Annotated in this window: 24 protein-coding genes, 1 tRNA gene and 1 pseudogene; 17 read left to right on the forward strand and 9 right to left on the reverse strand. The window is 41.8% G+C overall.

Going from position 1 to position 25,139, the window contains the following annotated elements:
* Nucleotide 1 precedes the first annotated feature (1 nt).
* The 3 genes from FTX54_RS07495 to FTX54_RS07505 are packed head-to-tail and all read left to right on the forward strand — an operon-like array spanning nucleotide 2 to nucleotide 3,302.
* Nucleotides 2-997, forward strand: a complete 996-nt coding sequence (locus tag FTX54_RS07495; protein WP_147802854.1) for a thiamine pyrophosphate-dependent dehydrogenase E1 component subunit alpha — start codon at nucleotides 2-4, stop codon at nucleotides 995-997.
* A gap of 5 nt (nucleotides 998-1,002) precedes the next feature.
* Entirely contained in the window at nucleotides 1,003-1,986 is a 984-nt protein-coding gene (locus tag FTX54_RS07500) for an alpha-ketoacid dehydrogenase subunit beta (RefSeq protein WP_147802853.1), read from the forward strand.
* Nucleotides 1,987-2,012: 26 nt separating this feature from the next.
* The gene (locus FTX54_RS07505; RefSeq protein WP_147802852.1) at nucleotides 2,013-3,302 is read left to right on the forward strand and encodes a dihydrolipoamide acetyltransferase family protein; all 1,290 of its coding nucleotides are present in this window, start codon (nucleotides 2,013-2,015) and stop codon (nucleotides 3,300-3,302) included.
* Nucleotides 3,303-3,361: 59 nt separating this feature from the next.
* Here the strand turns inward: FTX54_RS07505 and FTX54_RS07510 are convergent, their stop codons facing one another.
* Nucleotides 3,362-3,691 (reverse strand): hypothetical protein, encoded by a 330-nt coding sequence (locus FTX54_RS07510; RefSeq protein WP_147802851.1) that lies wholly within the window; start codon nucleotides 3,689-3,691, stop codon nucleotides 3,362-3,364.
* A 501-nt stretch (nucleotides 3,692-4,192) separates the two neighbouring features.
* Between FTX54_RS07510 and FTX54_RS07515 the strand changes: the two genes are divergently transcribed.
* The 7 genes and pseudogenes from FTX54_RS07515 (at nucleotide 4,193) to FTX54_RS07545 (ending at nucleotide 8,811) form a co-directional block, all read left to right on the forward strand.
* Nucleotides 4,193-4,621, forward strand: coding sequence for a BrxA/BrxB family bacilliredoxin (locus FTX54_RS07515; RefSeq protein ID WP_147802850.1), 429 nt, complete (start codon nucleotides 4,193-4,195; stop codon nucleotides 4,619-4,621).
* A 323-nt stretch (nucleotides 4,622-4,944) separates the two neighbouring features.
* Nucleotides 4,945-5,310, forward strand: a complete 366-nt coding sequence (locus tag FTX54_RS07520; protein WP_147802849.1) for a hypothetical protein — start codon at nucleotides 4,945-4,947, stop codon at nucleotides 5,308-5,310.
* A 69-nt stretch (nucleotides 5,311-5,379) separates the two neighbouring features.
* A tRNA-Arg gene (locus tag FTX54_RS07525) sits at nucleotides 5,380-5,454 on the forward strand.
* A gap of 198 nt (nucleotides 5,455-5,652) precedes the next feature.
* Nucleotides 5,653-6,621, forward strand: coding sequence for an aromatic acid exporter family protein (locus FTX54_RS07530; protein ID WP_147803127.1), 969 nt, complete (start codon nucleotides 5,653-5,655; stop codon nucleotides 6,619-6,621).
* 754 nt (nucleotides 6,622-7,375) lie between these two features.
* The gene (locus tag FTX54_RS07535) at nucleotides 7,376-7,828 is read left to right on the forward strand and encodes a hypothetical protein (protein WP_147802848.1); all 453 of its coding nucleotides are present in this window, start codon (nucleotides 7,376-7,378) and stop codon (nucleotides 7,826-7,828) included.
* 157 nt (nucleotides 7,829-7,985) lie between these two features.
* Nucleotides 7,986-8,246 (forward strand): annotated as a pseudogene (locus FTX54_RS07540) (IS1595 family transposase); the annotation flags it as partial.
* A gap of 58 nt (nucleotides 8,247-8,304) precedes the next feature.
* Nucleotides 8,305-8,811 (forward strand): hypothetical protein, encoded by a 507-nt coding sequence (locus tag FTX54_RS07545; protein ID WP_147802847.1) that lies wholly within the window; start codon nucleotides 8,305-8,307, stop codon nucleotides 8,809-8,811.
* A 346-nt stretch (nucleotides 8,812-9,157) separates the two neighbouring features.
* On the opposite strand, the gene FTX54_RS07550 is transcribed toward FTX54_RS07545, so the two are convergent.
* The 3 genes from FTX54_RS07550 to prli42 form a co-directional block, all read right to left on the reverse strand.
* The gene (locus FTX54_RS07550; protein ID WP_147802846.1) at nucleotides 9,158-11,116 is read right to left on the reverse strand and encodes an insertion element protein; all 1,959 of its coding nucleotides are present in this window, start codon (nucleotides 11,114-11,116) and stop codon (nucleotides 9,158-9,160) included.
* Entirely contained in the window at nucleotides 11,109-11,360 is a 252-nt protein-coding gene (locus FTX54_RS07555; RefSeq protein ID WP_147802845.1) for a hypothetical protein, read from the reverse strand. Before FTX54_RS07555 ends, FTX54_RS07550 begins: the two co-directional genes overlap by 8 nt.
* Nucleotides 11,361-11,657: 297 nt before the next feature.
* Complete coding sequence (gene prli42 / locus FTX54_RS07560) at nucleotides 11,658-11,747, reverse strand: stressosome-associated protein Prli42 (protein ID WP_168006330.1); 90 nt, start codon at nucleotides 11,745-11,747, stop codon at nucleotides 11,658-11,660.
* A gap of 128 nt (nucleotides 11,748-11,875) precedes the next feature.
* Here prli42 and FTX54_RS07565 point away from each other — a divergent pair, with 128 nt between their 5' ends.
* Genes FTX54_RS07565 through FTX54_RS07580 form a run of 4 tightly spaced genes read left to right on the forward strand, consistent with a single transcriptional unit; the run spans nucleotide 11,876 to nucleotide 17,082 of the window.
* A complete protein-coding gene (locus FTX54_RS07565) occupies nucleotides 11,876-13,519 on the forward strand; it encodes an acyl-CoA mutase large subunit family protein (protein WP_147802844.1) in 1,644 nt (547 codons plus the stop codon).
* 16 nt (nucleotides 13,520-13,535) lie between these two features.
* A complete protein-coding gene (gene mce / locus FTX54_RS07570; RefSeq protein WP_147802843.1) occupies nucleotides 13,536-14,384 on the forward strand; it encodes a methylmalonyl-CoA epimerase in 849 nt (282 codons plus the stop codon).
* On the forward strand, nucleotides 14,365-15,915 hold the full coding sequence (locus FTX54_RS07575; protein WP_147803126.1) for an acyl-CoA carboxylase subunit beta: 1,551 nt from the start codon (nucleotides 14,365-14,367) through the stop codon (nucleotides 15,913-15,915). The genes mce and FTX54_RS07575 overlap by 20 nt, the downstream gene beginning before the upstream one ends.
* A 51-nt stretch (nucleotides 15,916-15,966) precedes the next feature.
* Entirely contained in the window at nucleotides 15,967-17,082 is a 1,116-nt protein-coding gene (locus FTX54_RS07580) for a M20/M25/M40 family metallo-hydrolase (protein ID WP_147802842.1), read from the forward strand.
* 51 nt (nucleotides 17,083-17,133) lie between these two features.
* Here FTX54_RS07580 and FTX54_RS07585 read toward each other — a convergent pair whose 3' ends face one another.
* The gene (locus tag FTX54_RS07585; protein WP_147802841.1) at nucleotides 17,134-17,331 is read right to left on the reverse strand and encodes a hypothetical protein; all 198 of its coding nucleotides are present in this window, start codon (nucleotides 17,329-17,331) and stop codon (nucleotides 17,134-17,136) included.
* Nucleotides 17,332-17,661: 330 nt separating this feature from the next.
* Between FTX54_RS07585 and FTX54_RS07590 the strand changes: the two genes are divergently transcribed.
* Both FTX54_RS07590 and FTX54_RS07595 read left to right on the forward strand, forming a co-directional pair.
* Complete coding sequence (locus tag FTX54_RS07590) at nucleotides 17,662-18,843, forward strand: DNA polymerase IV (RefSeq protein ID WP_147802840.1); 1,182 nt, start codon at nucleotides 17,662-17,664, stop codon at nucleotides 18,841-18,843.
* Between the two features lie 93 nt (nucleotides 18,844-18,936).
* Nucleotides 18,937-19,383 carry an SRPBCC family protein gene (locus FTX54_RS07595; RefSeq protein ID WP_147802839.1) on the forward strand — a complete coding sequence of 149 codons (447 nt, stop codon included), beginning with the start codon at nucleotides 18,937-18,939 and terminating at the stop codon, nucleotides 19,381-19,383.
* Nucleotides 19,384-19,884: 501 nt separating this feature from the next.
* Here FTX54_RS07595 and cbpB read toward each other — a convergent pair.
* From cbpB to proC, 4 genes are all read right to left on the reverse strand, one after another.
* Nucleotides 19,885-20,349: a cyclic-di-AMP-binding protein CbpB gene (gene cbpB / locus FTX54_RS07600; RefSeq protein WP_147802838.1), complete on the reverse strand. Its 465-nt coding sequence runs from the start codon at nucleotides 20,347-20,349 to the stop codon at nucleotides 19,885-19,887.
* 176 nt (nucleotides 20,350-20,525) lie between these two features.
* Nucleotides 20,526-20,819, reverse strand: a complete 294-nt coding sequence (locus FTX54_RS07605; protein ID WP_147802837.1) for a MerR family transcriptional regulator — start codon at nucleotides 20,817-20,819, stop codon at nucleotides 20,526-20,528.
* 111 nt (nucleotides 20,820-20,930) lie between these two features.
* A complete protein-coding gene (locus FTX54_RS07610; RefSeq protein ID WP_246125566.1) occupies nucleotides 20,931-21,755 on the reverse strand; it encodes an ion transporter in 825 nt (274 codons plus the stop codon).
* 202 nt (nucleotides 21,756-21,957) lie between these two features.
* Complete coding sequence (gene proC, locus FTX54_RS07615) at nucleotides 21,958-22,779, reverse strand: pyrroline-5-carboxylate reductase (protein WP_147802836.1); 822 nt, start codon at nucleotides 22,777-22,779, stop codon at nucleotides 21,958-21,960.
* 708 nt (nucleotides 22,780-23,487) lie between these two features.
* On the opposite strand from proC, the gene FTX54_RS07620 reads away from it, so the two are divergent.
* Nucleotides 23,488-24,612 carry an IS110 family transposase gene (locus tag FTX54_RS07620; protein WP_147805360.1) on the forward strand — a complete coding sequence of 375 codons (1,125 nt, stop codon included), beginning with the start codon at nucleotides 23,488-23,490 and terminating at the stop codon, nucleotides 24,610-24,612.
* Nucleotides 24,613-25,139 lie beyond the last annotated feature (527 nt).

Consider the following 25,139-nt stretch of genomic DNA (forward strand, 5'->3'; position numbering starts at 1 on the left):
AATGGGTGAAAACCGGCATGAAGTTCTTGGGCTTACAGATGAACAGGTACTCGAAATGTATACGACCATGCTAGAGGCAAGAATGATAGACGAAAGAATGTGGCTTCTGAACAGAGCGGGGAAAATTCCTTTTGTTATCTCATGCCAGGGACAGGAAGCTGCTCAAGTTGGGGCAGCAATGGCTCTGGATAAAGAAATGGATTATGCTCTTCCTTATTATAGGGATATGGGAGTTGTTCTTCATTTCGGGATGACGGGACGGGACTTAATGCTCTCTGCTTTCGCAAGGGCTGAAGATCCGAATTCCGGGGGGCGTCAGATGCCGGGACACTTCGGTCAGAAGAAAAATCGTATTGTGACAGGGTCTTCTCCTGTTACAACTCAGGTCCCTCATGCAGTAGGGTTTGCACTAGGTGCAAAAATGAAAAAACAGAATGTTGTTGCTTTTACTACTTTTGGTGAAGGATCATCCAATCAGGGGGACTTTCACGAAGGGATAAATTTTGCGAGCGTTCATGATCTTCCGGTTATATTCATGTGCGAAAACAACAAGTACGCAATTTCAGTTCCGCTAGACAAACAGCTGAATATTGAACACGTTTCAGACAGAGCACACGGTTACGGCATTCCGGGTGAATCAGTCGATGGGAATGACCCCCTGGCAGTATTTGAAGCAGTTTCTAAAGCTCGTAATCGAGCTATGAATGGCGAAGGTCCTACGCTGATTGAGACAGTTTCGTACCGTCTTACTCCTCACTCCAGTGATGATGATGACAGTACGTATCGCTCTAAAGAAGAAGTAGCTGCGGCTAAAAAGATTGATTCGATTCATGTTTTCGGAGAGTATCTTCGTGAGGCCGGTGTACTGAACGATGACGTTGAGAACAGCATAAGAACAAAACTCCGCAGAGAAATTGACGAAGCAACCGATTATGCGGAGAACGCCGACTACCCTGATGTAGATACATTAACGAAATATGTTTACGAGGAGGAGTGACTACCATGGCAGTTCTGACATATATTGAAGCAATAACTGCGGCAATGCGGGAAGAAATGGAACGTGATGAAAATGTGTTTGTACTGGGAGAAGACGTTGGAAAACGCGGAGGCGTTTTCCGTGCAACGGACGGCCTTTACAGCCAGTTCGGGGAAGAAAGAGTGATAGATACCCCATTGGCAGAATCTGCAATTGCAGGAGTAGGTATTGGAGCAGCTATGTTTGGAATGCGTCCGGTGGCAGAAATGCAATTTGCAGATTTTATTATGCCGGCAGTGAACCAGATTGTGTCCGAGGCAGCAAAAATCCGTTACCGTTCCAACAATGACTGGCAGTGTCCTCTTACAATACGTGCTCCTTTCGGTGGAGGCGTTCACGGAGCCCTTTACCATTCACAATCTGTAGAAGCGATGTTTGCCAATACACCGGGATTGAAAATTGTTATTCCTTCGAACCCTTACGATGCAAAAGGTCTGCTTAAATCAGCAATACGTTCCAATGATCCAGTTCTTTTCTTTGAACATAAGCGTGCATACCGCCTTTTGAAAGAAGAAGTGCCTGAAGAGGACTACACGGTACCTCTCGGCAAAGCTGCGACGGTACGCGAAGGAAATGACGTTACAGTTATCACGTACGGATTATGTGTTCATTTCGCTAAACAGGCAGCAGAACAGGTCTCGGAAGAGGGGTACGAAACAAATATTCTGGATCTCCGAACCGTTTACCCACTTGATAAAGAAGCGATAATTGAGGCAGCCAAAAAAACAGGGAAAGTGCTGCTCGTTACGGAAGCAAATAAAGAGGGCAGTATTATTAGTGAAGTAGCTGCTATTATTGCCGAACACTGTCTGTTTGAACTCGATGCACCGGTTGAAAGACTTGCTGGACCGGATGTTCCGGCGATGCCATACACACCGCCACTCGAGAAGAAATTCATGGTGAATACAGATAAAATTGAAAATGCGATAAAAGAACTTGGTGAGTTTTAACTTTTTTATTAAGGGAGGATATTTTTATGGCGACTGAAATTACAATGCCGCAGCTCGGAGAAAGTGTGACAGAAGGAACGATTACTAAATGGCTTGTTTCTCCCGGGGATACCGTCAGTAAATATGACCCGCTTGCAGAAGTGATGACAGATAAAGTGAATGCGGAAATACCGTCTTCCTATACGGGAACGATAAGTGAGCTGATAGCTGAAGAAGACCAGACGATTCAAGTTGGAGAGGTTATCTGCACGATGGAAGTAGATGGAGCCTCATCAGCTGATGAAAAAAATTCAGAGGAGCAGACGACCTCATCTCATCAGGAAAAATCAGGAAGCGTAGAATCTGAAAAATCGGAAGAAACGAAGCAGAAAGATACGTCCTCAAAAGGAAGATATTCGCCGGCTGTTATGACTATTGCCCAGGAAAACAATATTGATCTGAGCACTGTAAACGGCAGCGGGAGGGGTGGTAGAATAACCCGAAAAGACGTGCAGGCGGTTGTTGAAAAAGGCGGGAATTCTAATGAAAAAGTATCAGCAGAGCCATCTATTCAGTCTGCTGCACCAGAAAGGCCTAAGCCTTCTGAAATGCCTCAGGATACTGTCAATAAAGGAAGAACCGAGGAAGTTCCTGTCAGCGGAGTAAGGAAAGCTATTGCTCAAAACATGGTCAAGTCAAAGCATGAAGCCCCTCATGCCTGGATGATGATCGAAGTGGATGTTACAGATTTAGTGAAACTCAGAGATAGTAAAAAGAGGGAATTTGAACAGCAGGAGGGTTTCAAACTTACTTATATGCCGTTTTTCATGAAGGCAGTCATAGACGCTTTAAAAGCATATCCTCAAGTTAATGCAAAATGGGATAACGATAAAATTATCCGCTATAAAGATGTGCATTTATCAATGGCGGTGGCCACTGAAGAAGAACTTTACGTTCCAGTCATTTCCCACGCAGATGAAAAGAACGTGAAAGGACTGGCCCGATCCCTGAATGATATCGCTCAAAAAGTCCGAAGTAAATCTCTTTCTTCCCAGGATATGCAGGGGGGTACCTTCACATTAAATAATACCGGCTCCTTTGGTTCGATTCAGTCGCAGCCGATTATTAACTCCCCGCAGGCAGCGATCCTGTCGGTAGAATCGATTGTTAAGCGTCCGGTTATTATGGATAACGATGCGATAGCAGTCCGGCATATGGTAAATCTGTGTATGTCGCTTGATCACCGTGTACTGGACGGTTTAATCTGCGGGAAGTTTATGAATCATATCAAAACAAATCTTGAAAATATGAACGAAAAATCTGTTTCGATATATTAATAAAAACTGCTCTGATGTTTCAATCAGAGCAGTTTTTTTGGATTAAACGTAAGCAGCAATTAATAATTCCCTTTAGGGATCTCTATCTCGATGGGTTCTTTTGATTCCTTATGAGCTTCTGTTAATAACACTACAGCTGTAACGATGTGCATAACCATTCCGATGAATGGTAGCCAGCCGATACAGGAAGTAACTATCCCTAAAACTGAACCTGTTTTCTTTTTTCCTTGTTTTCCCGAAATGAATAATACGAAGAGATGCAGGGCTAGCATAATGAAAAGCGGTATCCAAGAAAAGTTGAGAATAAAGAGACCACCGAGAAAAGGAATACCTAAAAATGCTTCTGCCCCTCCTGAAACCCTCTTCAACTGATAAGCCGGTAAGTTCATTGTTAATCCTCCTTATATACTCTTTAATATACTTTAACAGAGACACTTATGTAAAATCACCTCACCATGACCGGTGAAAATGGCCTTCTATAGGAAGAGAATTTTCCCTCTATACAGGTTGAAAGAATGATAGTCAGAAGCGGTTTTCTTTAATTAGAAGGCGTAAGCTGTCCTGTCTTTTTTCCCGTAAGCTGTAGTGGAGGCCGGGCGGCTTAGAAGCGATCAAGGACGAGTCCCACCCCGTTCGACCGCAGGGAGGAAGGGGTTATATGAGGCGGCCCCTGGTCTTCAATGGCAACGAAAACGCACGTTCTCCGCTTCTGCACTTTATATTCAAGACAGCCAGGACGAGATAAGCAAAGGTGAGAAGTTTAAGCAGTCAGGGATTAATGATTGAGAGGTTAAGAAAGAAAAACTCAGATGTTATAATTTTAATCTTTGGAATATCGGCGTGAAACGTGTAAAATAGACTTAGACAAAATGATGAAAGGGTGATAGTACATGGAATTTCAAATGTTTATGAACGATGTGGTTCAATCCGCTCGTCAAGATATGGATCAGGCTGGTTACGAACAGCTGCAGTCAGCTGAGGATGTAGAACAGGTATTTAATAAACCAGGAACAACATTTGTAGTTGTTAACTCGGTTTGTGGATGTGCAGGAGGAATTGCAAGACCTTCTGCAGCTTATATGAAAAATTATGAGGTTCAGCCCGATCAGTTCGTAACTGTTTTTGCAGGTCAGGACAAAGAAGCAACAGAAAAAGCACGTTCCTATTTTACCGGCTATCCGCCATCCTCGCCATCCTTTGCTCTTTTAAAAGACGGAGAGTTAAAAGCAATGGTGGAGCGTCATGAAATTGAAGGCCACGAACCGATAGAAGTTGTAAATAAGCTGGAATCTTATTTTGACGAACATTTTAAGAAATAAATTCCGTTAAAAAATTTCAGTGAAGACAAAGGGGTCGTCCATTAAACTGTATGGACGGCCTTTTAAAAAGAAAGAAACAGGAAGCTCGACTAAAAAAAGGAATGATATACAAATTGAACTTAATATCTTATAGATAAAAATTATTCCTAAAAGAATTTATAATTAAAGTGGGTGAACAGCCTGCCCTCTCATAATAGAAAATCAGTAATTATCAATGAAGTATAGTATTTATTTACTAGTCAGCCTATGAAAGAAGCTGATGATATGCTATAATTTTAAATCGTCAGCACTAATGGCCGAAAACTTTTAGGAGTGGTGAAGTAATGCAGGAGCTCTACAAAGAGATACATATGTATTTAAATCAGGAAGAAGAAATTCCTTTCAAAACGTTCGATAATTATTACAAAAGAGTAATTAAATATTTTAATGAGCATGCGGATGAATTTGACGAAGAACATGTGTGGAAAGCACTATTTATTTCTGAAAACGTCATGTCCAACGCTGATGGACGTTCCAAAGAAGTCAGTGATCAGAAAGAATCCAAAAAATATAAAAAGATGTCCAAAAGATTAACGCTATGGGCACAGAACTTCGCAGCAAGACTAGCTAGAAAAGGGTATAATGAAGAACAGATGAATGCCCGTTTCGAAAAAATGTTTGAAGACTATGAAACATTTAAAAATGAATAAAACACTTGCATAACACTTATTATACTGATATAATTACGAAGTGTCGTTAAGAAATTACGGCACTCTGATGCGCCCGTGGTGAAATGGATATCATACGAGATTTCGGCTCTCGCGTTCCGGGTTCGAATCCTGGCGGGCGCGCCACTTTACTCAACGTAAACCTCCAGTTATCTGGAGGTTTTTTCTTACATTTTAAACAAAACTTAAAGAAATAGTATTAGTAATATTCCTTACATTAGAACAGGTACTGAATAGACCTTTTCCGCAGTCTTTTATTTTTCTGCAGGGAAGCATTTATTAAAAACGGGATTTAAATAATTAATGGAAAGAAGCGATCCTATCATGTTTGGCATTGGCTATAGAACGTTAAAAACAGCAGCGGGTGCTGCTCTGGCAGTTTTGATTGCCCAGTCGCTTCAGCTCGATTTCTTTGCTTCAGCTGGGATCCTTGCTATTCTCTGTATTCAAAAGACACGCAAAAAGTCACTGCTTAGCGCGTGGGAGAGATTTTCTGCCTGTATTCTGGGTATTCTTATTTCTGCAGTAATATTTGAATTTATCGGGTATTACTTTTTCAGTGTAGCTGTCGTGCTGCTTTTGTTCATACCACTGACAGTAAAATTGAAAATAACCTCTGGTATTGTTACAAGTACTGTCATCATGTTTCATATCTACACGGTCGGTAATCTCAGTACGGGATTAATTTTGAATGAGCTGGCGTTAATTACGATCGGGGTTGGCATTGCGATGCTTATGAATATTTATATGCCAAGCAACGAAGCGAAATTGGACGGCTTGAAGCAGGAAATCGAAGCATGCTACGCAGCTATTTTTCACGAGTTCGCTACGTTTATTCGATACGGCGACAGTGAGTGGACTGGCGAAGAAATTACAAAGTCTACAGAAATATTGGAAGACGCAAAAAACCTTTCTCTTCAAAATCTTGAAAACCACATTCTTCGCTATGAAGATACCTATTATCATTATTTTAAAATGAGAGAAAAACAACTTGATATTATAGAGCGTATACTTCCCCTTTTAACCACTATTGATTATCATGTGAGCCAGGCCGATATGATAGCGGGATTTATGGATACGCTTGGAGACGGAGTCAATTCGAAAAATACTGCTTATATTTTTATTGACAAGCTGGAGGAACTGCAGGAGTCCTTTAAGGAAATGCCGCTGCCAACTACAAGAGAAGAGTTTGAAGCTCGCTCAGCTCTTGCTCATCTAGTACGTGAACTGGAACAGTATCTTGCTATTAAACAGCAGTTTAAAACGACGAAAGAATATGGCATATTTGAATAATTTAAGTTCTCGCGGCTGATTATAGAAAGAACACTGAATGCTAAAGAGTTTTAAATAAAGGCTCTGGCAGCGTTCATTGTTAATCTTTCGTGTTAATCTTTCAGTTAAACTCCTCTGGAACGCTGCAGGCGAAGGAGCCTCAGTCACTCCAAAAACAACATGGAGCTTTAAAACAAAAGCAGGCATGCAGATTCGCTGCCTTATGGTGGATGTGCACAGCCTTCTATTGGAATGGAGCTTCCCCTTTATACAGGTCGAATCCCTGATGTTCAAGAAGAGGTTTTTTAGAAGAAAGGTGCTGTCCTGTCTTTTTAATCGTAAGCTGTAGTGGAGATGGGGCGGCTCCGGGGCGATGGAGGACGGGCCCCACTCCACACGAACGCAGGGAGAAAGGGATTAGCTGAAGCCGGTCCTGCGCTCCCGTGGAAACGAAAGCGCACGTTCATCGCTTATCTACTTTATTTTCAAAGCAGCCTATTAAAAAAGGAGCCGGGCATAAAGTAACGGGTTCAGTTTTGGAGTACAAAAATCAAAAAAACATCTATTTTAACACCAATTTCACAACACCATTAACGAAATAAAATATCACACAAAATCGCTTGATAATTAAATCAAGCGATTTTTTAATTAAAAATTCAATAAAGGGAATTGGTTTTTCATGGTAAAATTAACATATATGAATCTTAGCCTACTGATAAAACTAATTGAACGAGCTAGAAGAATGACATAGCCAAAACTATCCGAGGAGGGTTTTATGCATCCAACAGAAGTTATAGAGTTTATAGTTGTAGGGGGAATCGTTGCAGTAACCATAATTATTTCCTTTATTTTAAAAGGTAAATGGAGAAAGCTTGGATGGGCAATAGCATTAGCCTTACTTTTAGCGTACTGTGTATTTTTTATAGTTCGTCCTTATTGGATTGATACACAAATTGAGACAAAAGTTGAAATGTTGGAGCCGCATTTAGAACAACAGTATCCAAATGAGGATTGGATGATTACAACCGTTCCTCATCGAGAAGATGGGTACGCGCACCTCAATCCCTATTATATTGGGGTAGTTTTCGAAAGCGAGCCCGATGTTACTTATCATTATTGGGTAGATAAGAATAACATCTATCAAATTAGTTATTCGACAAATAAAAGTTTAGACGAGTTAAAGTATAAAGAAAGTGAAGAAGCCAATGACTTAACAAGATTGTGGTAACCTTCAATCTTACTGCGGAAGGCGTTAGTTAAAAAAGAAAATATAAAAATGGAAAGGAGAAGTCCATCTCCTTTCCATTTTTATTTAGTAAAAGGCTCTGTTAAATTTTGGTTGAAAATTGCAAAGTAGGAACAAATGTTCTGTAACGGTAGTAATAAATAATGGAAAAGTTCGCACGAAGAGGCTTTATCACATCCAGAATGTGAACAATTACCACAGCAGGCTAAAAGACTGGATACAGCGATTTAACGGAGTGGCAACCAAATACCTAAACAATTATCTTACGTGGTTTCAAGTGTTAGAAAGTGTTCATCATCAACGAAATGAAGTTACCATGAATGAGATCATTATAAAAGGGAATTTAATTCCAAGTGTAGAAACCTATGATACACTTAGGCTATCTAAGTTCACGAAATAATCATATTTCTTATTAAACTAATTGGACAGTGTTACTTGAAAAAGAAGGAGTGGATTGTTTGGGAAAATTCATTTTTATTGTTATCTGCCTTTGTTTATTGTTATTTGTTGTGGGATGCAACCAAGAATCTGCAATTGAGTGGAAAGATTCTAAAGAAGAAGCCATTGAATCTGGATTAGAACAAGAAGAAACAGAACGTGAATCTGTTTTATCAATTGAAGAGTTTGAAGACGAAACATTTGTGTTTTACGAGAATATGGGTGGGTTAGGTGTAGCACATATAGCGAAAAGCGAAAAAGGCTATGGTTGGAACAGAAGCCAACCATATAATGATTTTGAGGTTGAAGGAGAACTAGCTTATTCTACATCTGAGTTTGATATGAAAATGGAAACTGGGTTAGAGATTTCAGTTTTAATTGGAAAAACGTTTGATTCGTCGATTCAGGAAATGAAGCTTTTAGAAGATGGAACAGAAAGAAAAGTAAAGGTTTTAGGAGAGAATAGATTCTTTTACGCTCTTCATAAAAAGCCTTTTGATACTGTCTCTGTTTCTCCAATCCGATGATACGAATATATAGTCTCATTGGTATTGTAGTAAATGGTAGCGTTAGTTGAAGAAGCCATTAATAACTACAGAAAGGACTTCTATATATTTGGAAATCCTTTCTCGATAGTAAAAACAACATTAAACTTTACCAGAGACACTCTTGCAAAAGCCTTGCACCATGAAGCATGAAAATGGCCTTTTGCAGGAAGGAAACTTTCCCTCTATACAGGTGGAAGGATGTTCAAAAGAAGATCATCTTTATGAGAAGGCAGCCCCTGCTCTTTCTTTATTAACGAAAGCGCACCTTTATCTCTTATCAACTTTATTTTCAAGGTAGCCTAGTAAAAATCCTTTGCGTTTAAACTTACTGCATAAATATTATATCGTTTAAGCTGAATTTTTTATTGGTTATCCCTAATTGTTGAGCTGGTGTTTCCACGGTAGTTTTTCTGCCCGTTTTGGATTTGTAGGGCAAACAGAAGTTATAATAGGTGCGCAATATAGTCACAGCCATCTGTGCATAACGAGGGTTGAAGTTAGAGTAAATATAACTTTTGCCATCCCCACGAGCAGTTGTTAGAGGTCTTTCCAAAATAGATAATCTTCTACGTATGCTTTGGATAAAGGCGTTTATGGCATTGTCGTTCACATGGAGGATCATATTCGCAATGTCATTCGGTTCATATGCTGATAAGTCCGTTGTACAATCTACCCAACGAAAACCTCTATCTGGAGTTCCCAACGGGTGTTCCATTCGATTAGCTGCATATTTTTTATGGGTTCCGCTTTTGGTTGTGATTTCCTTATGGAACTGGTGAGTGTGGAATCGTTCTTCTAATTGCAACAGGGCAAGTTTTCTTAATGACCTCGTATCGTAACCCATACGCCTTCCCCAAGTAATTAAATATTGCTGAGCAAGTTTAAATTCGTCATGAGCTTGTTTTTTCGATTTTGTTTTATCCGTTTGACAAAGAAAATGGTGAGCGTCAGACATCCTGAATTCCGTCGAGAACACACGAAAGAATGCTGTTGTGATCGAGTCATCTTGGTCAGTTATAAAACGCCATTCTGAAGCATTTACGAGCTGTTTGATGTGCCAAAAATGGGCAATACTAGTGTAAGAGGAGTTGACGTGTAATCCCTCGACATAGTTAGCTCTTCTTTCGACTTCAGATAGTTTTTTAAAATATTCTTCGTTTGTCTGCGTATCATTTTCAGCAGGAGGTTGAGGGTAATCCGAATACTTAGGGAAACGAGCATTTTTCTTTGCAAAATGGTTTAAGTGGTCATCTTTATACAGGAGAGTATCGAGAGCAATATCTCCAATTTCTATATTCCAATCGTAGGCTACATCCGCACGAAATACATACCTTGAAAAAACTTCAGCTGTAACCACGATACTCGTTGGGAATCTCGCTTCTTCTAGGTCATCATATTGCTTTCCTCCCATTCCTTTTCTCCGAACATTATTTAAATAGTAAGTCATCTTATCGGTATTAAGCCACATTTCCTCGAAGGAGGTTTGTCGTAAAGGCGCCTTTTCATACCTTTCTAAAAATTCCAAACAACGCCGATATAGCCACTCTAATTTTTGGTAATAAGTTCCTCTTCCAATATCGAGTATCTCACAGGTTCTCGTGACGGGGGTGCGATTCAACAAGAGCTTGGCAAAAGTAGGAACTATATCACTCTTTTGCTGATGATAAGTGATGGATTGTTTTCTGCTGGGCAACACATTCGTAAACTTCTTACAGTTTTTGCATTGATATCTTTGGGAATTCGATTTACTTTTCCCTCTCTTATAAAAGGTTTTCGAGTCATTGAAGGGGGTTGCTTCTTCAGTCAGACAGCCTCCCTTATGAAATTCATAATCTGGATCTATATCTTTAAGAGATTCTATGGCAGCCAGTCTAGCAATTTCTTCAACGATGGACCAATTGGAATAAGTCTGTGTAGAACAACCTAGTACAGCACCGCTTTTTGGGTTTAACGGATCGGGATTGCATTTTAATGCTTTCCTATCACCTGTTCCCGTTAATTTGTATCTATTGGGCTTCCTCTTGACAGAGGTGAACTTTTCTTGGTGTAATCCCTTCCACTTACAGTAAGGGTCCGTACAGAAATTATATTGAACTTGATAAGCTTGCCCCTTCCATTTAAAGTCGATTGGAACAAACAATGAATCCTTAAACTTCGTAGCGAACTTCTTAGATGTTAATAAAGGATAGAGTTCGTTCCTTGCTTTTATTTCCTCGCTTGAAATTGGAACTTCAATATGGACTATTGATTCATCTGGAGTTGCTAATCGTTTTAATTTAGCCAATTGACTCCTCCTTCACGACATCTTCTATATCCAGTTGTTTTACGATCCTTTTCTTGTTCCGCTTATTCGAAATCCACTCTATAAAATGTTCATCTTTCAAAATGTTTTTAAGGAAGGTATCTACGACTTCGCTTTCGGTGTATTCCGTGTACTCAGCATAGTATTTTACAATTGCTCTAGCCTGTTCGGATAATTTCCAATTCACTGGCTCGGCGTTCTTTTTTTTCGGTTTGATAAAATCCATCCATTTCCACCACCTTACTATATGTAATACCATATTTAACAACCCATTTTAAGGCCAAATTATTAGCACTCGTTTTAACAGCAACTTTAACAAGTGACTATGATCCAGCAGTCACTTGTGATTTACTAGGTGATTTCCCATGCTAATTTCGTTGTTAAAGCCTCATAAATATTGATATATCAACAAAAGAAAACAAGCTAAACCATGAGCGATTTAGCTTGTTAAATGACCTTCTATTTTTAATTTTGTACTCCAAAACTGAACCCGTTAGGCATAAAGCCGGCTCCTTTTTTTGTTTTAGAAATAAGAAACTCCCATGAGTGCTGTCCCTAAAAACATAACGATAATCATCATATATACGATCGCTTTACGAAACTTACGAGGCATACTTTTCCCTCCTCAAATGATCTGCTGTTACCATTTTAGCTTGAAATCAAGTAGTTTTCAAGAGTATGGGAAGAGTCGGGGCTCCTGTGATATAATAAACTTGTATTTCATTGCAGAAGGAGGTACTTATGGAAGAATTTAGAGAGGCTTATGAAACTTGGCAGAAACAAGTACAGAAACAGCTTGAAAGAAAACCGGAGAGAAAAACAACGTTCCAAACAGGATCCCAGCTGGACGTAGAACGCGTGTATTTCCCCGAGAATATTGATAACGCTTACATAAAAGACCTTGGTTTTCCGGGTGAGTATCCTTATACGAGAGGGATTCGTAATACGATGTACCGCGGACAGCTTTGGACAATGAGGCAGTATGCCGGTTTCGGTTCAGCTGAGGAAACGAATCAGAGGTTCCGCTATTTACTTGATCAAGGTCAGACCGGTTTGTCTGTAGCTTTTGACCTTCCGACTCAGATAGGCTATGACTCGGATGATCCGATGTCTCTTGGGGAAGTAGGGAAGGTTGGTGTAGCTATAGATTCTCTTGAAGATATGGAGCTTCTTTTTGACCAGATTTCACTTGGTGAAGTCAGTACATCTATGACAATTAATGCCCCTGCAGCAGTGCTGCTGGCAATGTACATTGCTGTAGCAGAAAAACAGGGAGTTAAACCTGAAAAGATAAGAGGAACAATTCAAAACGATATTTTGAAAGAATATATTGCCCGTGGAACTTATATTTACCCGCCTAAACAGTCGATGCGCTTAATAACGGATATATTTGCCTACTGCAGTAAGGAAGCTCCCTCGTTTAATACGATAAGTATCAGTGGTTATCATATCAGGGAGGCTGGTTCTACGGCTGTCCAGGAACTCGCTTTTACTATTGCTAATGCAATAGCCTACGTGGAGGCTGCACTTGAAGCGGGACTTGATATTGATGAATTCGGTCCCCGGCTTGCATTCTTCTTTAACGGACACAATGATTTTTTCGAAGAAGCAGCTAAGTTCCGTGCTGCAAGAAGAATGTGGGCAAAATTAATGAGAGAAAGATTCGGCGCCAAAAAACAAAAAAGCGAACAGATGCGCTTTCATACGCAGGTGGCGGGCTCTACTCTAACTGCCCAGCAGCCCGAAAACAATGTCGTTAGAGTGGCGCTTCAGGCAATGGCTGCCGTTCTGGGCGGCACACAGAGTCTTCACACTAATTCGAAAGATGAAGCACTCTCACTCCCTACAGAAGACAGTGCGAGAATTGCTCTGAGAACCCAGCAGATCATCGCTCATGAGACAGGAGCAGCTAATACCATTGATCCACTGGGCGGCTCTTATTTTGTAGAGGAACTCACGGACAAGCTGGAAAGAGAAGCATTCCGTTACATCGATCATATTGAGGAACTGGGCGGTGCAGTGCAGGCTGTAGAAAAACAGTACATGCAGAGGGAGATCCATCGCGCTGCATACGATGCTCAGAAGCGTCTGGAAAAAGAAGAGGATATCGTGGTAGGCGTCAATAAATTTCAGGCCGGAGAAGAACAGGCGCCCGATTTATTAAAAGTCGACGATACGTTCGTCAAAGAGCAGTTAAGAAGGTTAACCGCTCTTCGGGAAAATAGAGATCAGCAGCAGGTTGATGATCTGCTCGAACGTCTGAAGCAGGCGGCTCAAACAGACGAAAATCTTATGTATATTATTGTGGAAGCAGTAAAAGCCTATGCTACAGTTGGAGAAATCTGCCATGCACTGCGAAGTGTATTCGGAGAATATACGTCTTAGAGGGGAGTCAGTAATCATGGAACGAATTCGCGTACTAATAGCCAAACCCGGTCTGGATGGGCATGATAGAGGCGCTCTCGTCATTTCACAGGCTTTGAGGGATGCGGGAATGGAAGTAATTTATACAGGGCTTCGCCAGTCACCTGAGCAGATAGTCAGAGCTGCGGTCCAGGAGGATGTGGACGTTATAGGCCTATCCAGCCTCTCCGGTGCTCATAACGTCCTGTTTCCAGCAGTAGTGAAGCAGCTTAAAGAAAACGAGGCAGAGGATGTTATCGTCATCGGCGGAGGAGTTATCCCCGTACAGGATATAGCGGTACTTGAAAAAGAAGGGGTTCAGAAAATTTTCACTCCCGGGACCCCTACCGGTCTCATATCTGCCTATATTGAAGAAGCTGTAAAAGGAGCACGCGGGGAAGAAACAAAACTGTTTCAAAAACCGCAGGGTGTGGATCATATAGGAATAGCTGTTACCTCCATAGATGAAACTGCCTCTTTTTACCGTACACATTTCCAGCTCGAACTCGAAGAAGTTGTAGAAGTACCGGAGCAGGGGGTAAGAGTAGCTTTTCTCCCAATGGGAAATATCACTCTTGAGCTCCTTGAACCTATGGGTGAAAAGAGTCCTGTGCAGAAATTTATAGATAAAAAGGGACCTGGACTTCATCATGTGGCCGTCGCCGTTAATAACATACAGGACAGGCTTACGCAGATGAAACGCTCTGGAGTAACTCTTATTGATGAAGAGCCTAAAACCGGAGCCAGGGGGCATCCGATAGCTTTTCTCCATCCTGAATCCACCCATGGAAGTCTGCTTGAGCTTGTTGAAAAGAAGGAGGAAGAAACTGATGGACATGTACGATAAACTCAGTGAATTATACGATAAACGCCGGCGTGTAGAAATGGGAGGCGGAGATAAAAGACGAGAGAAGCAGCACGAAAAAGGGAAGCTCACTGCCAGGGAACGAATAGATATTCTTGTAGATAACGAAACGTTTGTTGAACTGCAGCCTTTTATTGAACATCGTTTCGACGAAGAAGGCATGGAAAAAGGATCAGCACCAGGTGAAGGAGTCGTCACCGGCTACGGGAACGTCAATGGAAGGAAAATTTTTCTTTTTGCCCAGGACTTTACCGTTTATGGCGGGGCATTGGGGGAAATGCATGCGAAAAAGATTGCTAATGTAATGGATCTTGCAGCGAAAAACAAAGCGCCATTTATTGGATTAAATGATTCAGGTGGAGCAAGAATTCAGGAAGGAGTTCTTTCTCTTGATGGGTACGGACAGGTTTTTTACCGTAATGCGATCTATTCCGGGGTAATTCCACAGATTTCGGTGATCCTGGGTCCTTGTGCGGGAGGAGCCGTTTATTCCCCGGCCATTACTGATTTTGTTTTTATGGTGGAAAAAACGAGCCAGATGTTTATTACAGGACCAAAAGTTATCGAAACGGTCACTGGAGAAAAGATTTCTTCAGAAGCACTCGGTGGCGCGAAGGTCCATGGTTCAAAAAGTGGAAATGCCCATTTTTCCGCTCCCACTGAAGAAGCGGCTTTAAACGAAGTAAGAAATCTGCTTTCCTATCTGCCACAGCACGAAGGAGAAGATCCACCGGAAAAGAATTATTACAAAAAGGATGAATTTCTTTACGATTTACTTGATATTATTCCGACTGATCCAAGCCGCCCCTATGATGTGAGAAAAGTCATTAAAGAAACAGCAGACGAAAATTCATTTTTGGAAGTTCAAAAGGATTTCGCAAAAAATGCTGTGGTCGGTTTTGCAAGAATTGGCGGTCAGCCGGCGGGTATCATTGCCAATCAGCCGAAAGTGATGGCAGGAGGCCTGGATATAGACTCTTCCGATAAAATTGCCAGATTTATTCGTTTTTGTGACAGCTTTCGTATCCCTTTAATTACATTCGAGGATGTGACAGGCTTTCTGCCGGGTGTACAGCAGGAGCATGGAGGAATTATCCGTCATGGCGCCAAAATTCTTTATGCTTATTCAGAAGCGACGGTTCCTAAAATTACAGTCATTACCCGTAAGGCATACGGAGGAGCCTATGTGGCATTAAACAGTAAATCCATTGGAGCGGATATTGTCTACGCCTGGCCGAATGCAGAGATTGCCGTTATGGGGCCGCATGGAGCGGCAAATGTTATATTCGCCCGTGAAATAAGTGAAAGTGATAACCCGGAAAAAACGAGAGAGGAGAAAATAGAGCTGTACAGAGAAAAATTTGCTAATCCCTACATCGCAGCAGCAAACGGCATGGTTGATGATGTAATTGACCCGAGGGAAACGCGCCAGAAATTAATGGAAAGCCTGGACATGCTCAAGTATAAGTCAGAGCAGCGTCCACACAAAAAGCACGGCAATATTCCTCTTTAACCCGTTTGATTATGGTACAATCATCAGCGTACATAATGAAGGAGGGAACACATTGTGAATGAAAAACGGCTGTTGGATGAATTTTTAGAACTTGTAAAGGTAGATTCAGAAACGAAATATGAGCGTGAAATAGCAGACGTTCTGATTGGTAAATTTGAGGCCCTCGGGCTAAAGGTCACGGAGGATGACTCCAGCACCAGGACAGGTCACGGAGCTGGTAACCTGATTGTTACATGGGAAGGCACTGCAGAAGCGGACCCAATTTATTTTACTTCCCATATGGATACTGTGGTTCCCGGACTCGGGGTCAATCCTGAAGTGCGCAACGGTTATGTATACTCCGACGGGACTACCGTACTTGGAGCGGATGATAAAGCTGGTATTGCAGCCATGATGGAGGCAGTCCGTTCGATTCAGGAAGAAGAAAAAAAGCACGGGAAAGTCCAGTTTGTTATAACAGTAGGAGAGGAATCAGGCCTTGCAGGAGCGAGAGAACTCGATGTGAACCTGGTAGAGGCTTCTTATGGATATGCGCTGGACAGTGATGGTTCTGTAGGTGAAATTGTTACTGCTGCTCCAAATCAATCAAAAATTTACGCGACCGTACATGGAAAAAAAGCTCATGCGGGCGTAGCACCCGAAAAAGGGGTTTCCGCCATAACGGCAGCTTCAAAAGCTATTGCACGGATGCCTCTCGGGAGAATCGATGGGGAAACGACTGCAAACATTGGAAGAATCGAAGGAGGAAGTCAGACGAATATAGTCTGTGACAAAGTAGAAATTACGGCAGAAGCAAGATCGCTCGTCAAAGAAAAAATGAATGAGCAGACGAAAAAAATGAAATCAGCTTTTACGGAAGCATCAGAAGAAATGGGAGCTTCGGCAGAGGTAAAGATTCAGGCAGTATATCCCGGCTTCAAACAGTCAGAAGATGATGAAGTAGTAGCTGCAGCAAAGCGGGCAGTGGGAAATATTGGACTTGAACCGCGGCTGAAGCAGAGTGGGGGAGGCAGTGATGCAAATATTATTGCCGGGCACGGGATCCCTACTGTAAATTTAGCTGTAGGATATGAAGACATTCATACTACTAACGAACGAATGCCTGTTTCAGAATTGATAAAGCTGAGTGAACTAGTAAAGGAAATAATACATGAAGTGAAAAAATAAGAAAAGGGCTGCCCCGATTTTCCGGGACAGCCCATTCCTGTCTGCGGGCAGCTACTGGAGCAGGGAGGCAGGTTCGATCCTCCCGAACTCTAATGATTCAAGAATGATTTCTTCTGAGTGGCCGAGTGTAGAAGCAAGTTGTCGAATCGTAGGTGATGGCCTCTTGTGTCTTTCATATTCATTTAACAGCTCAAGCACAAGAAAGAGTACAGACTGGTAAGTATAAAACTGGTTTTGTACAAGCGTCATCTATAACGACCACCTTTCTTAATTCATTTCTATTCTAACATAATCAGGAAGTTGATTACGAGACTATTTTTTGATTTTTGTGACTTTTATATAAAGATAAAGACTGAATATACTGTTGACATTCCCTTTTATATTTGCTGAATCTTGACTGTGTTTAAATTTCGTTTACCTTCATAAACATAGAGGAAGGCTCCTTTTGCCTCATCATTTGCGAAGAAACTAATACAGTCACCTTTAAAAACTGCTGATTTTTTACAGAATATTTTGTCTGAATACTGACTTGATTTATTTATTAACTGGAATCTATTTTTAAAATCAGGAGGGAAGACCATGGCGGGGCGGGTGATTTTTCATGTCGATATGAATAGTTTTTATGCTTCAGTAGAAGCAGCGGATGACCCCATATTAAAGGGGAAGCCTCTTGCTATTGCCGGTAACGCAAAAAAAAGGAAAGGAATTGTGGTAACCGCAAGCTATGAAGCTCGTGCAAAAGGGATCAAACCACCTCTTCCTTTGTGGGAAGCGAAAAATCTCTGCCGAGATTTAATAGTGAGAGAACCGAGGTTTGAAAGGTACCGGGAAAAATCCCGTCAGATATTTGAACTGCTTTTTGAATATACCGATCTCGTCCAGCCTGTGTCTATTGATGAAGGGTATATGGACGTTACAGATCATATCAATGGCTCTGCTGTTGCTATGGCAGAGGAAATTCAACAGCGGCTGCTTGATGAATTAGGACTCCCGAGCAGTATCGGGATTGCTCCGAACAAATTTCTGGCAAAAACTGCCAGTGATATGAAAAAGCCGCTCGGCATTACCGTAATGCGAAAAAGAGAAATAAGGAAAAACCTCTGGCCGCTTCCCGCAGAAGAAATGCACGGAATTGGAAAAAAGACGGCAGAAAGGCTGGCCTTGCATCATATTCATACGATAGGGGATATTGCTGAACAGGAGCCGGACCGCCTGATTTCCCTTTTTGGAGTACATGGGGGTAGAATGTACGAGAGAGCTTTTGGAAGGGATGATCGCCCTGTAGATCCGGAAAAGGCTAAACAGTTTAAAAGTATCGGGCATTCAAGAACGCTTCCCGAGGATGCCGGAAGTCTGGAAGAAGTGAAACCGGTTCTAAAATATATGGCCGACTCCGTTTCTGCAAGGTTGAAGCGTAAATATGTTTATGCTTCCGGAATACAGCTTACTATCCGCTATAGTAGATGGGAAACAGTTCAGAGATCGTCGAGGCTGAAAGCTCCACTGGATGACGCTGAAGCTATTTTAAGGCAGGCAATGCTGTTGTGGGAGGAAAGCTGGGATGGTGAACCTGTAAGACTGGTAGGAATTACAGGAATTGATCTTATTCCAAAAGGGAGCGCGCAAAAGCAGCTGGATTTGTTTTCATATGAAAATGAACAATCCGAATGGGAAAAAGAAGAAATGCTGCGCACGTTAAACAAAAAATACGGAAAAGAAATTATTCGTAAAGGTGCGGTCAGGCCTCCCGATTCTTCATGAAACATTGTAAATAAGGACTAGGCTTGTTTTCAGTCTAGAGCAATGGCTTACAAATAGAGTTCTTGCTAAAAAATTCGCGATGGAGAGGAACGATTGACTATGTTTTCAGGAACATTTTTTTACAAAACTGAGATTGATAAACCTCTTGATGAAGTATGGGAATTCTTTCAAAACAACGAGAATCTGGCAGCAATCACAGGTTTCCCTAAAATAAGTATTCTCGGTGATAAGGAAGTATTTGAAGGAGCCGATATCCATTTACAAATGAATTTTATAGTAGTAAAACTCCACTGGAAAGGTGAAATTACTAAAGTCGTCCCTGATGCTTATTTTATGGATGAAGGAATAAAACTGCCTTTCCCGTTTCAGGCATGGAGGCATGTGCACGCTTTCAAGGAAGTTTCCCCATCTAGTACTAAAATGATTGACAGAGTAGAATTTTCTTCTCTGCTGCCGTCTCCGATCATTAAAGGGATGCTTAAAGGGATGTTTTCAGATAGGAAAAAACAGCTTCGTGGTATTTTTGGTGAAGTCAAGTAATGTCTTAAATTAGATATCCCCAGGCTGCCTTGAAAATAAACGTCTATATACTTTGAACTTCCTTTTAGATTGCACTTCTGGAAACAGCCTCATTCGTTTACATGGGGATTATTTCCTGAAGCTAAGGATTATCGGAGCGCCTTCTGCAGGTGTCTCTTCCCTTGCTGTAGTTTCTAATTTATCAGCTTTAAAACAGTTTTTCTCTTAAAAAGGATAGACCTGAATAATGAAATCTCCCATAAAACCGGAAAGCTGACAAAATTCCAAAAAGTTTTACACTGTAAAAGAAGAGCCCCGCTTCAAGACGGGACTCTTCTTTTATTTCGTTAGTCTTGATCTCTATCTTTCTCTGTAAAGGCCTTAAAGCAAAAAGATTAATAGAAAAAACGGAACCTGTTCAAAGGTATTGTCCAGAAAAAAGCGGATAATTGTTAAAAATGTTATTTTTAAACTAGAGCATACTATAGTGGGCCGGCAGTGAAATTAATTCACTGGAAAATACTAAGAATTATCGACTGATCTGGCACGGCGGAGGTCATGAAGATAACCGTTAATATTTGCGAGAATTTTACTGCGTGTAATAATACCAGCGAATGCATGATTTTCATCTTCAACGCATACAAAGGGATATTGTATAGATAGTGACATGACTTTTTCAAAAGTGGAGTTTTCCTGGACGGTAATAAAGTCTTCAGCCATTACGTCAGAAACCAGGAAGTTATTAAGTCTTTCAGGTTCCATTCGCTCGATGCCGAGTATGGAGTCAAGAATTCGTGCTTTGCTGATAATGCCGTGCAATTTATTATTTGAACCTAAGACTGGTATAGCTGTATATCCTGATTTTACAAGTACAAGCAGGGCATGTTCCAGTGAGTTACTCGGCTGAACGTGAGCGACTTGATCTACTGGAATAATAAAAGCATTCAGCTTATCGGCGAGTAAATCTTTTTCCTGTATATTAGGCATGTAAATGCACACTTTCTATTTGTGGATTAGAGATAAAAAGAGTACTCTCCATGCATCATATTATCCGGAAAGCCCCTGATTGTCAAACGAATCCATATAGAAACAGAGGAAAGACCTGCCCGGAAAAGTCTATGGGGTAGGTCTTCTCAGCCGAAACTCGTATTGAATAAAATAAATCATTTACGCATTTTGAAAGCTGCGTTTAGCTGGCCGCGGAGCATTTTATTACGTACATCAGATTTTTTCATTTCTTCTTTGCGTATTTCAAATGTCTGCATTCCATCTTCCATTTTGTTGGCAATGTCAACCAGGCGCTCAACATCTGCAAACGAATATTTGCGCGTCCCGCCTTTACTGCGGTCCGGATAAATTAACTTTCTTTCTTCGTAATAGCGTATTTGTCTCTCGGATAATCCCGTTAATTCACTGGCGATTCCAATTCCGATAACTTTTTTTTCTTTATATGACATAGAAACTGACAAAGGAATCCCCGTCCTTCCCGAAAAGTTGGCATTTTCTATACTATATCATGATAGAAAAATCATCCGGGGAAAAATGTAAGATTTTCTTACATAATACGTTTATTTATTTTTGTTCTCTTGAATTAATTCCTTTAATTCCTTAATTTCGGTTCTAAGGTGCTTAAGTTCCTGTTTTGTTTCTTCTTCAGGATCACTGCCGTCATGTTCGGCTTTTTCAACATTACTTACAATAACGCCGATGAACAAGTTGAAAACAACAAACGTTCCTACGAGTACAAACCCGACAAAGTATATCCAGGACCACCAGAGTTCTTCAAAAATGGGTCTCATCACCTGTGAAGCCCAGGATTCCAAAGTGACAACCTGGAACAATGTCAAAAGGGAGAGTTGAAGATTGCCGAAATATTCTGGAGCTGTTTCCTGAAAGAGCATCGTACCGATTACAGCAAAGATATAAAAAATTATACTCATTAACAGCATAATATTACCAAGAGCTGGAATAGTCATCAGCAGTGCATCAACTAATCGACGAAGGGAAGGAATGACGGAGACAGCCCGAAAAACTCTCAGGACCCTCAATATCCGCAGAACAGTAACAAAGTGCGCTCCTACAAATATGTGGCCTGCAGCTACAATAAGAAAGTCAAACCAGTTCCAGCTGTTTTTAAAAAAACTGGACAAGGAATCAGCTGCCAGAAGACGAAGTGCTATTTCTACTGTGAATACCCATAGGAGAACCCGGTCCACTGTAAAAAAGAAGAGGCGGTTTTCGGAATAGACTCCCGGATAGGTTTCAACACCAACTATTACTGCATTAAAGAGGATTAATGAAATAATAACGGGTGTAAACATCTTATGATTTACGATATTCTGAAATTTCTTTCGTTGATCTTCTTTTATAAAAGCCATGGATACTGTATACATTCCTTTCTTCTCTCCTGTGGTTTATCTGTATACAATTTATTACCGTAGCATTGTCACCAAGTGAAAAAGCAGGGGCTGTTTCGTATGTACACCCTGTTTATCTTACTAAAAAAAAGAGGAGGGAGAAAGCAAAAAAGGAGATGTCCCAAAATTCTTCTTAGACATCTCCTTTTTGTTTAAATTATATACTATCAAAAGAAGTCTATACTTCGGGTGGAGACGGATTTTTGCCAAGCTCCTGCGACCGTTCGTAAGCCTTTGCTATACAATCAATAAGTGCTTCCTGAACACCACGTTCTTTTAATACATTAAAGCCTGCTTCCGTCGTTCCTCCTGGACTCATAATCTGCATGTATAAATCCGATGGGGTAGCTTCCTCTTTTTGAACACGCCTGCTGGCACCAATCAATGTTTGTGCCACAAGTTCGCGGCCGATATGTTCCGGTACACCAATATTAGCCGCTGCTTTTTCCATAGATTCCATTAAGTAATAAATGTAAGCTGGGCCGGTTCCTGTAAGAGCAGTAACGGCATCCATCATGGATTCCTCAATGACGGCAGTTTCTCCAACCCCACGAAAAAGAAATTCGGTTTTAGATATATGCTCTTCTGAGACTCCGGGGCCAAAAGCAAGAGATGTCATCGATGCACATACGGCAGCTGAAGTGTTCGGCATGCTTCTGATTACAGGGGAATTCGGAGCTGCTTTCTGCATGGAAGCAGTAGTTACTCCTGCCATTACGGAAATAATTACCGTTTCATTATGTAAATAGGGAAGATACGGCTTTAAAGCCTCCATCCAGTCTTTTGGTTTACACGAAAGAATTAAAAAATCCGTATTATTTATCAGTTCATGAGTATCCCTGGATGTTTTGATACTGTAAAGCCGGGCAAGTTCGGCAAGGCGGATATCGTTAGAACGATTAGTAACGTATATATCTCCGGGTCTTATGTACTCCTGGGCAGTCCATCCTGCTATCAATGCTTCTGCCATAGATCCTCCGCCAATGATAGTTACTTTCATAATCAAAACTCCTTTAAAATAACTTTGCTGAAAAGTATGTCTATTATCATCTTAACAGATTAAATCTGTTAATACAGTAAATCTTAGCTTGTGCTTACTGCTGAATTTTACGGTATAATTGGCAGAAAGATCCTGCAGGTAATTTATAACTTTATATTTGCAGTTGTATATGGTTGTAATGAAAGAGCGTCTGCGGCTCCCCTTAAGTCCGGGAAAATCCTCCCGGTTTTCGAGCGTCAGTTCATAGGAAGAGGCGTTTTCTATAATAACGACAGCGATCGCGAATAGACTCATAAATTTAAACAATGATTATTTGAAAAAATTAATCAAATGAAACGATGCTTTTTAAAGAATGACTCTGTTAAAGCTCCGTGTTGTTATTGGATTGCCTGCGGCTCCTTTTTCTTCGCCTGCCGCGGAGAAAGCCTTCCGCTCTCCCTCCCTGTCGTCCGGGAGGATCTTCCTGCTTTCTTTTTCCACAGGCGTCTTGAAAAACCGCCCTGGCACTGGTTTCTGCCTTGGAGAATTAAAACGAAGAGGAAACGTGCCCGTGGAAAAAGGAGATTGGAAGATCCCGCAGGGCGTAAGCCCGAGTTATCATGAACGAAACTGGCACCCTATCCGTAAATACGTAGGTTAATCGGGTATAGAGATCTGTAAGAACCTCTTATCCCATCAGAGCTACATTACGAAAGGAGCCAGCTTATCATGAATGATACCACAAAATTTGTTGGTCTGGACGTCTCCAAGAACACGATTGCTGTTGCGATCGCCGATGCAGGTCGAGATGCTCCTCGCTTTTGGGGCACCATCCCGCATACGGTAGAAAATGTTCGAAAGTTGATGCGTAAACTCGGTCCATCGGATCGTCTGCGTGTCTGTTATGAAGCCGGTCCTACGGGCTATCCATTGTATCGGCTGCTACTCTCTCTCGGTATCTCTTGTGACATTATCGCCCCCTCTCTCATTCCCCAACGACCGGGTGAGCGGGTGAAAACAGATCGTCGGGATGCGCTTCGGCTCGCACAGCTGTATCGTGCCGGAGAGTTAACCTCGATTTACGTGCCGACGGAAGCAGATGAAGCACTGCGCGATCTGGTGCGTTGCCGGGAAGATGCAAAAGAAGATGAACTTCGGGCCCGTCAAAGGTTGAGCAAGTTTCTCCTGCGCCACGAGCTTCGACCGCCGCAAGGCGTAAAGCGCCAAACGAAAAAATACAGAGAGTGGTTAGATACACTGAAGTTCTCTCAGGATACCCTGCGGGTCGTTTTCCGGGAATATTACCATCAGCTCAAGGAAATGGAACTACGCGTGCAACGGCTGGAAGACGAAATCTATACCCAGTCGATCCAAGGTGTGCACGCCTCCATGATTCAGGCACTTCAATGCCTCAAAGGGGTGGCACTCATTACAGCCATCGGAATTGTCGCAGAAATTGGGTCCTTTCATCGGTTCCGCACTCCCGGACAATTGATGGCATACGCTGGCCTCGTCCCCTCCGAATACTCGAGCGGAGAACGGCGGAATCAGGGAGGCATTACGAAAACCGGCAATCGGCATATACGTCGTTTGTTGGTGGAGGCAGGGTGGAGTTACCGCTATTCCCCGGCGGTCAAGGGAGACTTGAAAAAGCGACAAGTTGGCAGTTCTCCCGCAGTGCAGTTGATCTCCTGGAAAGCGCAAAACCGGCTTCATAAAAAATTTTACCGCTTGCTCTCCAAAGGAAAAGAAAGTCACAAAGCCGTTACTGCCGTCGCTCGGGAACTCCTTGGTTTCATCTGGGCGATCTCTCGAGAAATCGACCCGTTGCCACCCGCCAGTGACCAAATGTAATGCGTTTCTTCTCGGAAATACACCCGATAGATGAGCCCAGGGCTCGAAGGCAAAGGGGAAAGACCGGTAAGGAACATCCACGTGCTTCCTCTGTGCTAGTCCGGCTTCACCGGATGAACGCACGTCCCGAGTTAGTGGAAACGTCCTTAATCCGGAAAGAGACCATGTGAGAACCCACGGATATCAGAGTGCGAACCGTCGCCACTATTTTTGCCTTCGTGCCGTGTGCTTACCTTTACGGGCACGCCGAAAGAAAAGAGGAGGAATTCAAGCGATCCGAAAGAACACGAAAACTTGAAAAAGAAGCCGAAAGGCTTTGGTTCTTTAAGTCGGGCAAAATGTAATACCAATGGCAAAGGGAGTTCTTCTCTTGACAGTTTCGTTCATATCAGGAAGCTGGAAAGCTCCTCCACGGCAGGCCTGCCGGGTTGAAGCGAAGTTTTCTTATATATCAACAACAGGCTTGGCTCTTACGCACGTTTGGTGAAAACAAAATATATCTGACAAAAAAACTAATTTAACCCTTA

The sequence above is a fragment of the Alkalicoccus halolimnae genome, from assembly GCF_008014775.2.
Taxonomy (GTDB): Bacteria; Bacillota; Bacilli; order Bacillales; family Salisediminibacteriaceae; genus Alkalicoccus; species Alkalicoccus halolimnae.

Bases quoted from the DNA above. Each gene is read 5' to 3' on its own strand.
- FTX54_RS07530 (WP_147803127.1), top strand. From the start codon at position 5,653: ATGTTTGGCATTGGCTATAGAACGTTAAAAACAGCAGCGGGTGCTGCT.
- FTX54_RS07515 (WP_147802850.1), top strand. From the start codon at position 4,193: ATGGAATTTCAAATGTTTATGAACGATGTGGTTCAATCCGCTCGTCAA.
- FTX54_RS07505 (WP_147802852.1), top strand. From the start codon at position 2,013: ATGGCGACTGAAATTACAATGCCGCAGCTCGGAGAAAGTGTGACAGAA.
- FTX54_RS07620 (WP_147805360.1), top strand. From the start codon at position 23,488: ATGAATGATACCACAAAATTTGTTGGTCTGGACGTCTCCAAGAACACG.
- cbpB (WP_147802838.1), bottom strand. From the start codon at position 20,349: ATGCCTAATATACAGGAAAAAGATTTACTCGCCGATAAGCTGAATGCT.
- FTX54_RS07610 (WP_246125566.1), bottom strand. From the start codon at position 21,755: ATGTATACAGTATCCATGGCTTTTATAAAAGAAGATCAACGAAAGAAA.
- FTX54_RS07565 (WP_147802844.1), top strand. From the start codon at position 11,876: ATGGAAGAATTTAGAGAGGCTTATGAAACTTGGCAGAAACAAGTACAG.
- FTX54_RS07555 (WP_147802845.1), bottom strand. From the start codon at position 11,360: ATGGATTTTATCAAACCGAAAAAAAAGAACGCCGAGCCAGTGAATTGG.
- FTX54_RS07495 (WP_147802854.1), top strand. From the start codon at position 2: ATGGGTGAAAACCGGCATGAAGTTCTTGGGCTTACAGATGAACAGGTA.
- prli42 (WP_168006330.1), bottom strand. From the start codon at position 11,747: ATGCCTCGTAAGTTTCGTAAAGCGATCGTATATATGATGATTATCGTT.
- FTX54_RS07605 (WP_147802837.1), bottom strand. From the start codon at position 20,819: ATGTCATATAAAGAAAAAAAAGTTATCGGAATTGGAATCGCCAGTGAA.
- FTX54_RS07510 (WP_147802851.1), bottom strand. From the start codon at position 3,691: ATGAACTTACCGGCTTATCAGTTGAAGAGGGTTTCAGGAGGGGCAGAA.
- mce (WP_147802843.1), top strand. From the start codon at position 13,536: ATGGAACGAATTCGCGTACTAATAGCCAAACCCGGTCTGGATGGGCAT.
- FTX54_RS07535 (WP_147802848.1), top strand. From the start codon at position 7,376: ATGCATCCAACAGAAGTTATAGAGTTTATAGTTGTAGGGGGAATCGTT.
- FTX54_RS07585 (WP_147802841.1), bottom strand. From the start codon at position 17,331: ATGACGCTTGTACAAAACCAGTTTTATACTTACCAGTCTGTACTCTTT.
- FTX54_RS07520 (WP_147802849.1), top strand. From the start codon at position 4,945: ATGCAGGAGCTCTACAAAGAGATACATATGTATTTAAATCAGGAAGAA.
- proC (WP_147802836.1), bottom strand. From the start codon at position 22,779: ATGAAAGTAACTATCATTGGCGGAGGATCTATGGCAGAAGCATTGATA.
- FTX54_RS07590 (WP_147802840.1), top strand. From the start codon at position 17,662: ATGGCGGGGCGGGTGATTTTTCATGTCGATATGAATAGTTTTTATGCT.
- FTX54_RS07500 (WP_147802853.1), top strand. From the start codon at position 1,003: ATGGCAGTTCTGACATATATTGAAGCAATAACTGCGGCAATGCGGGAA.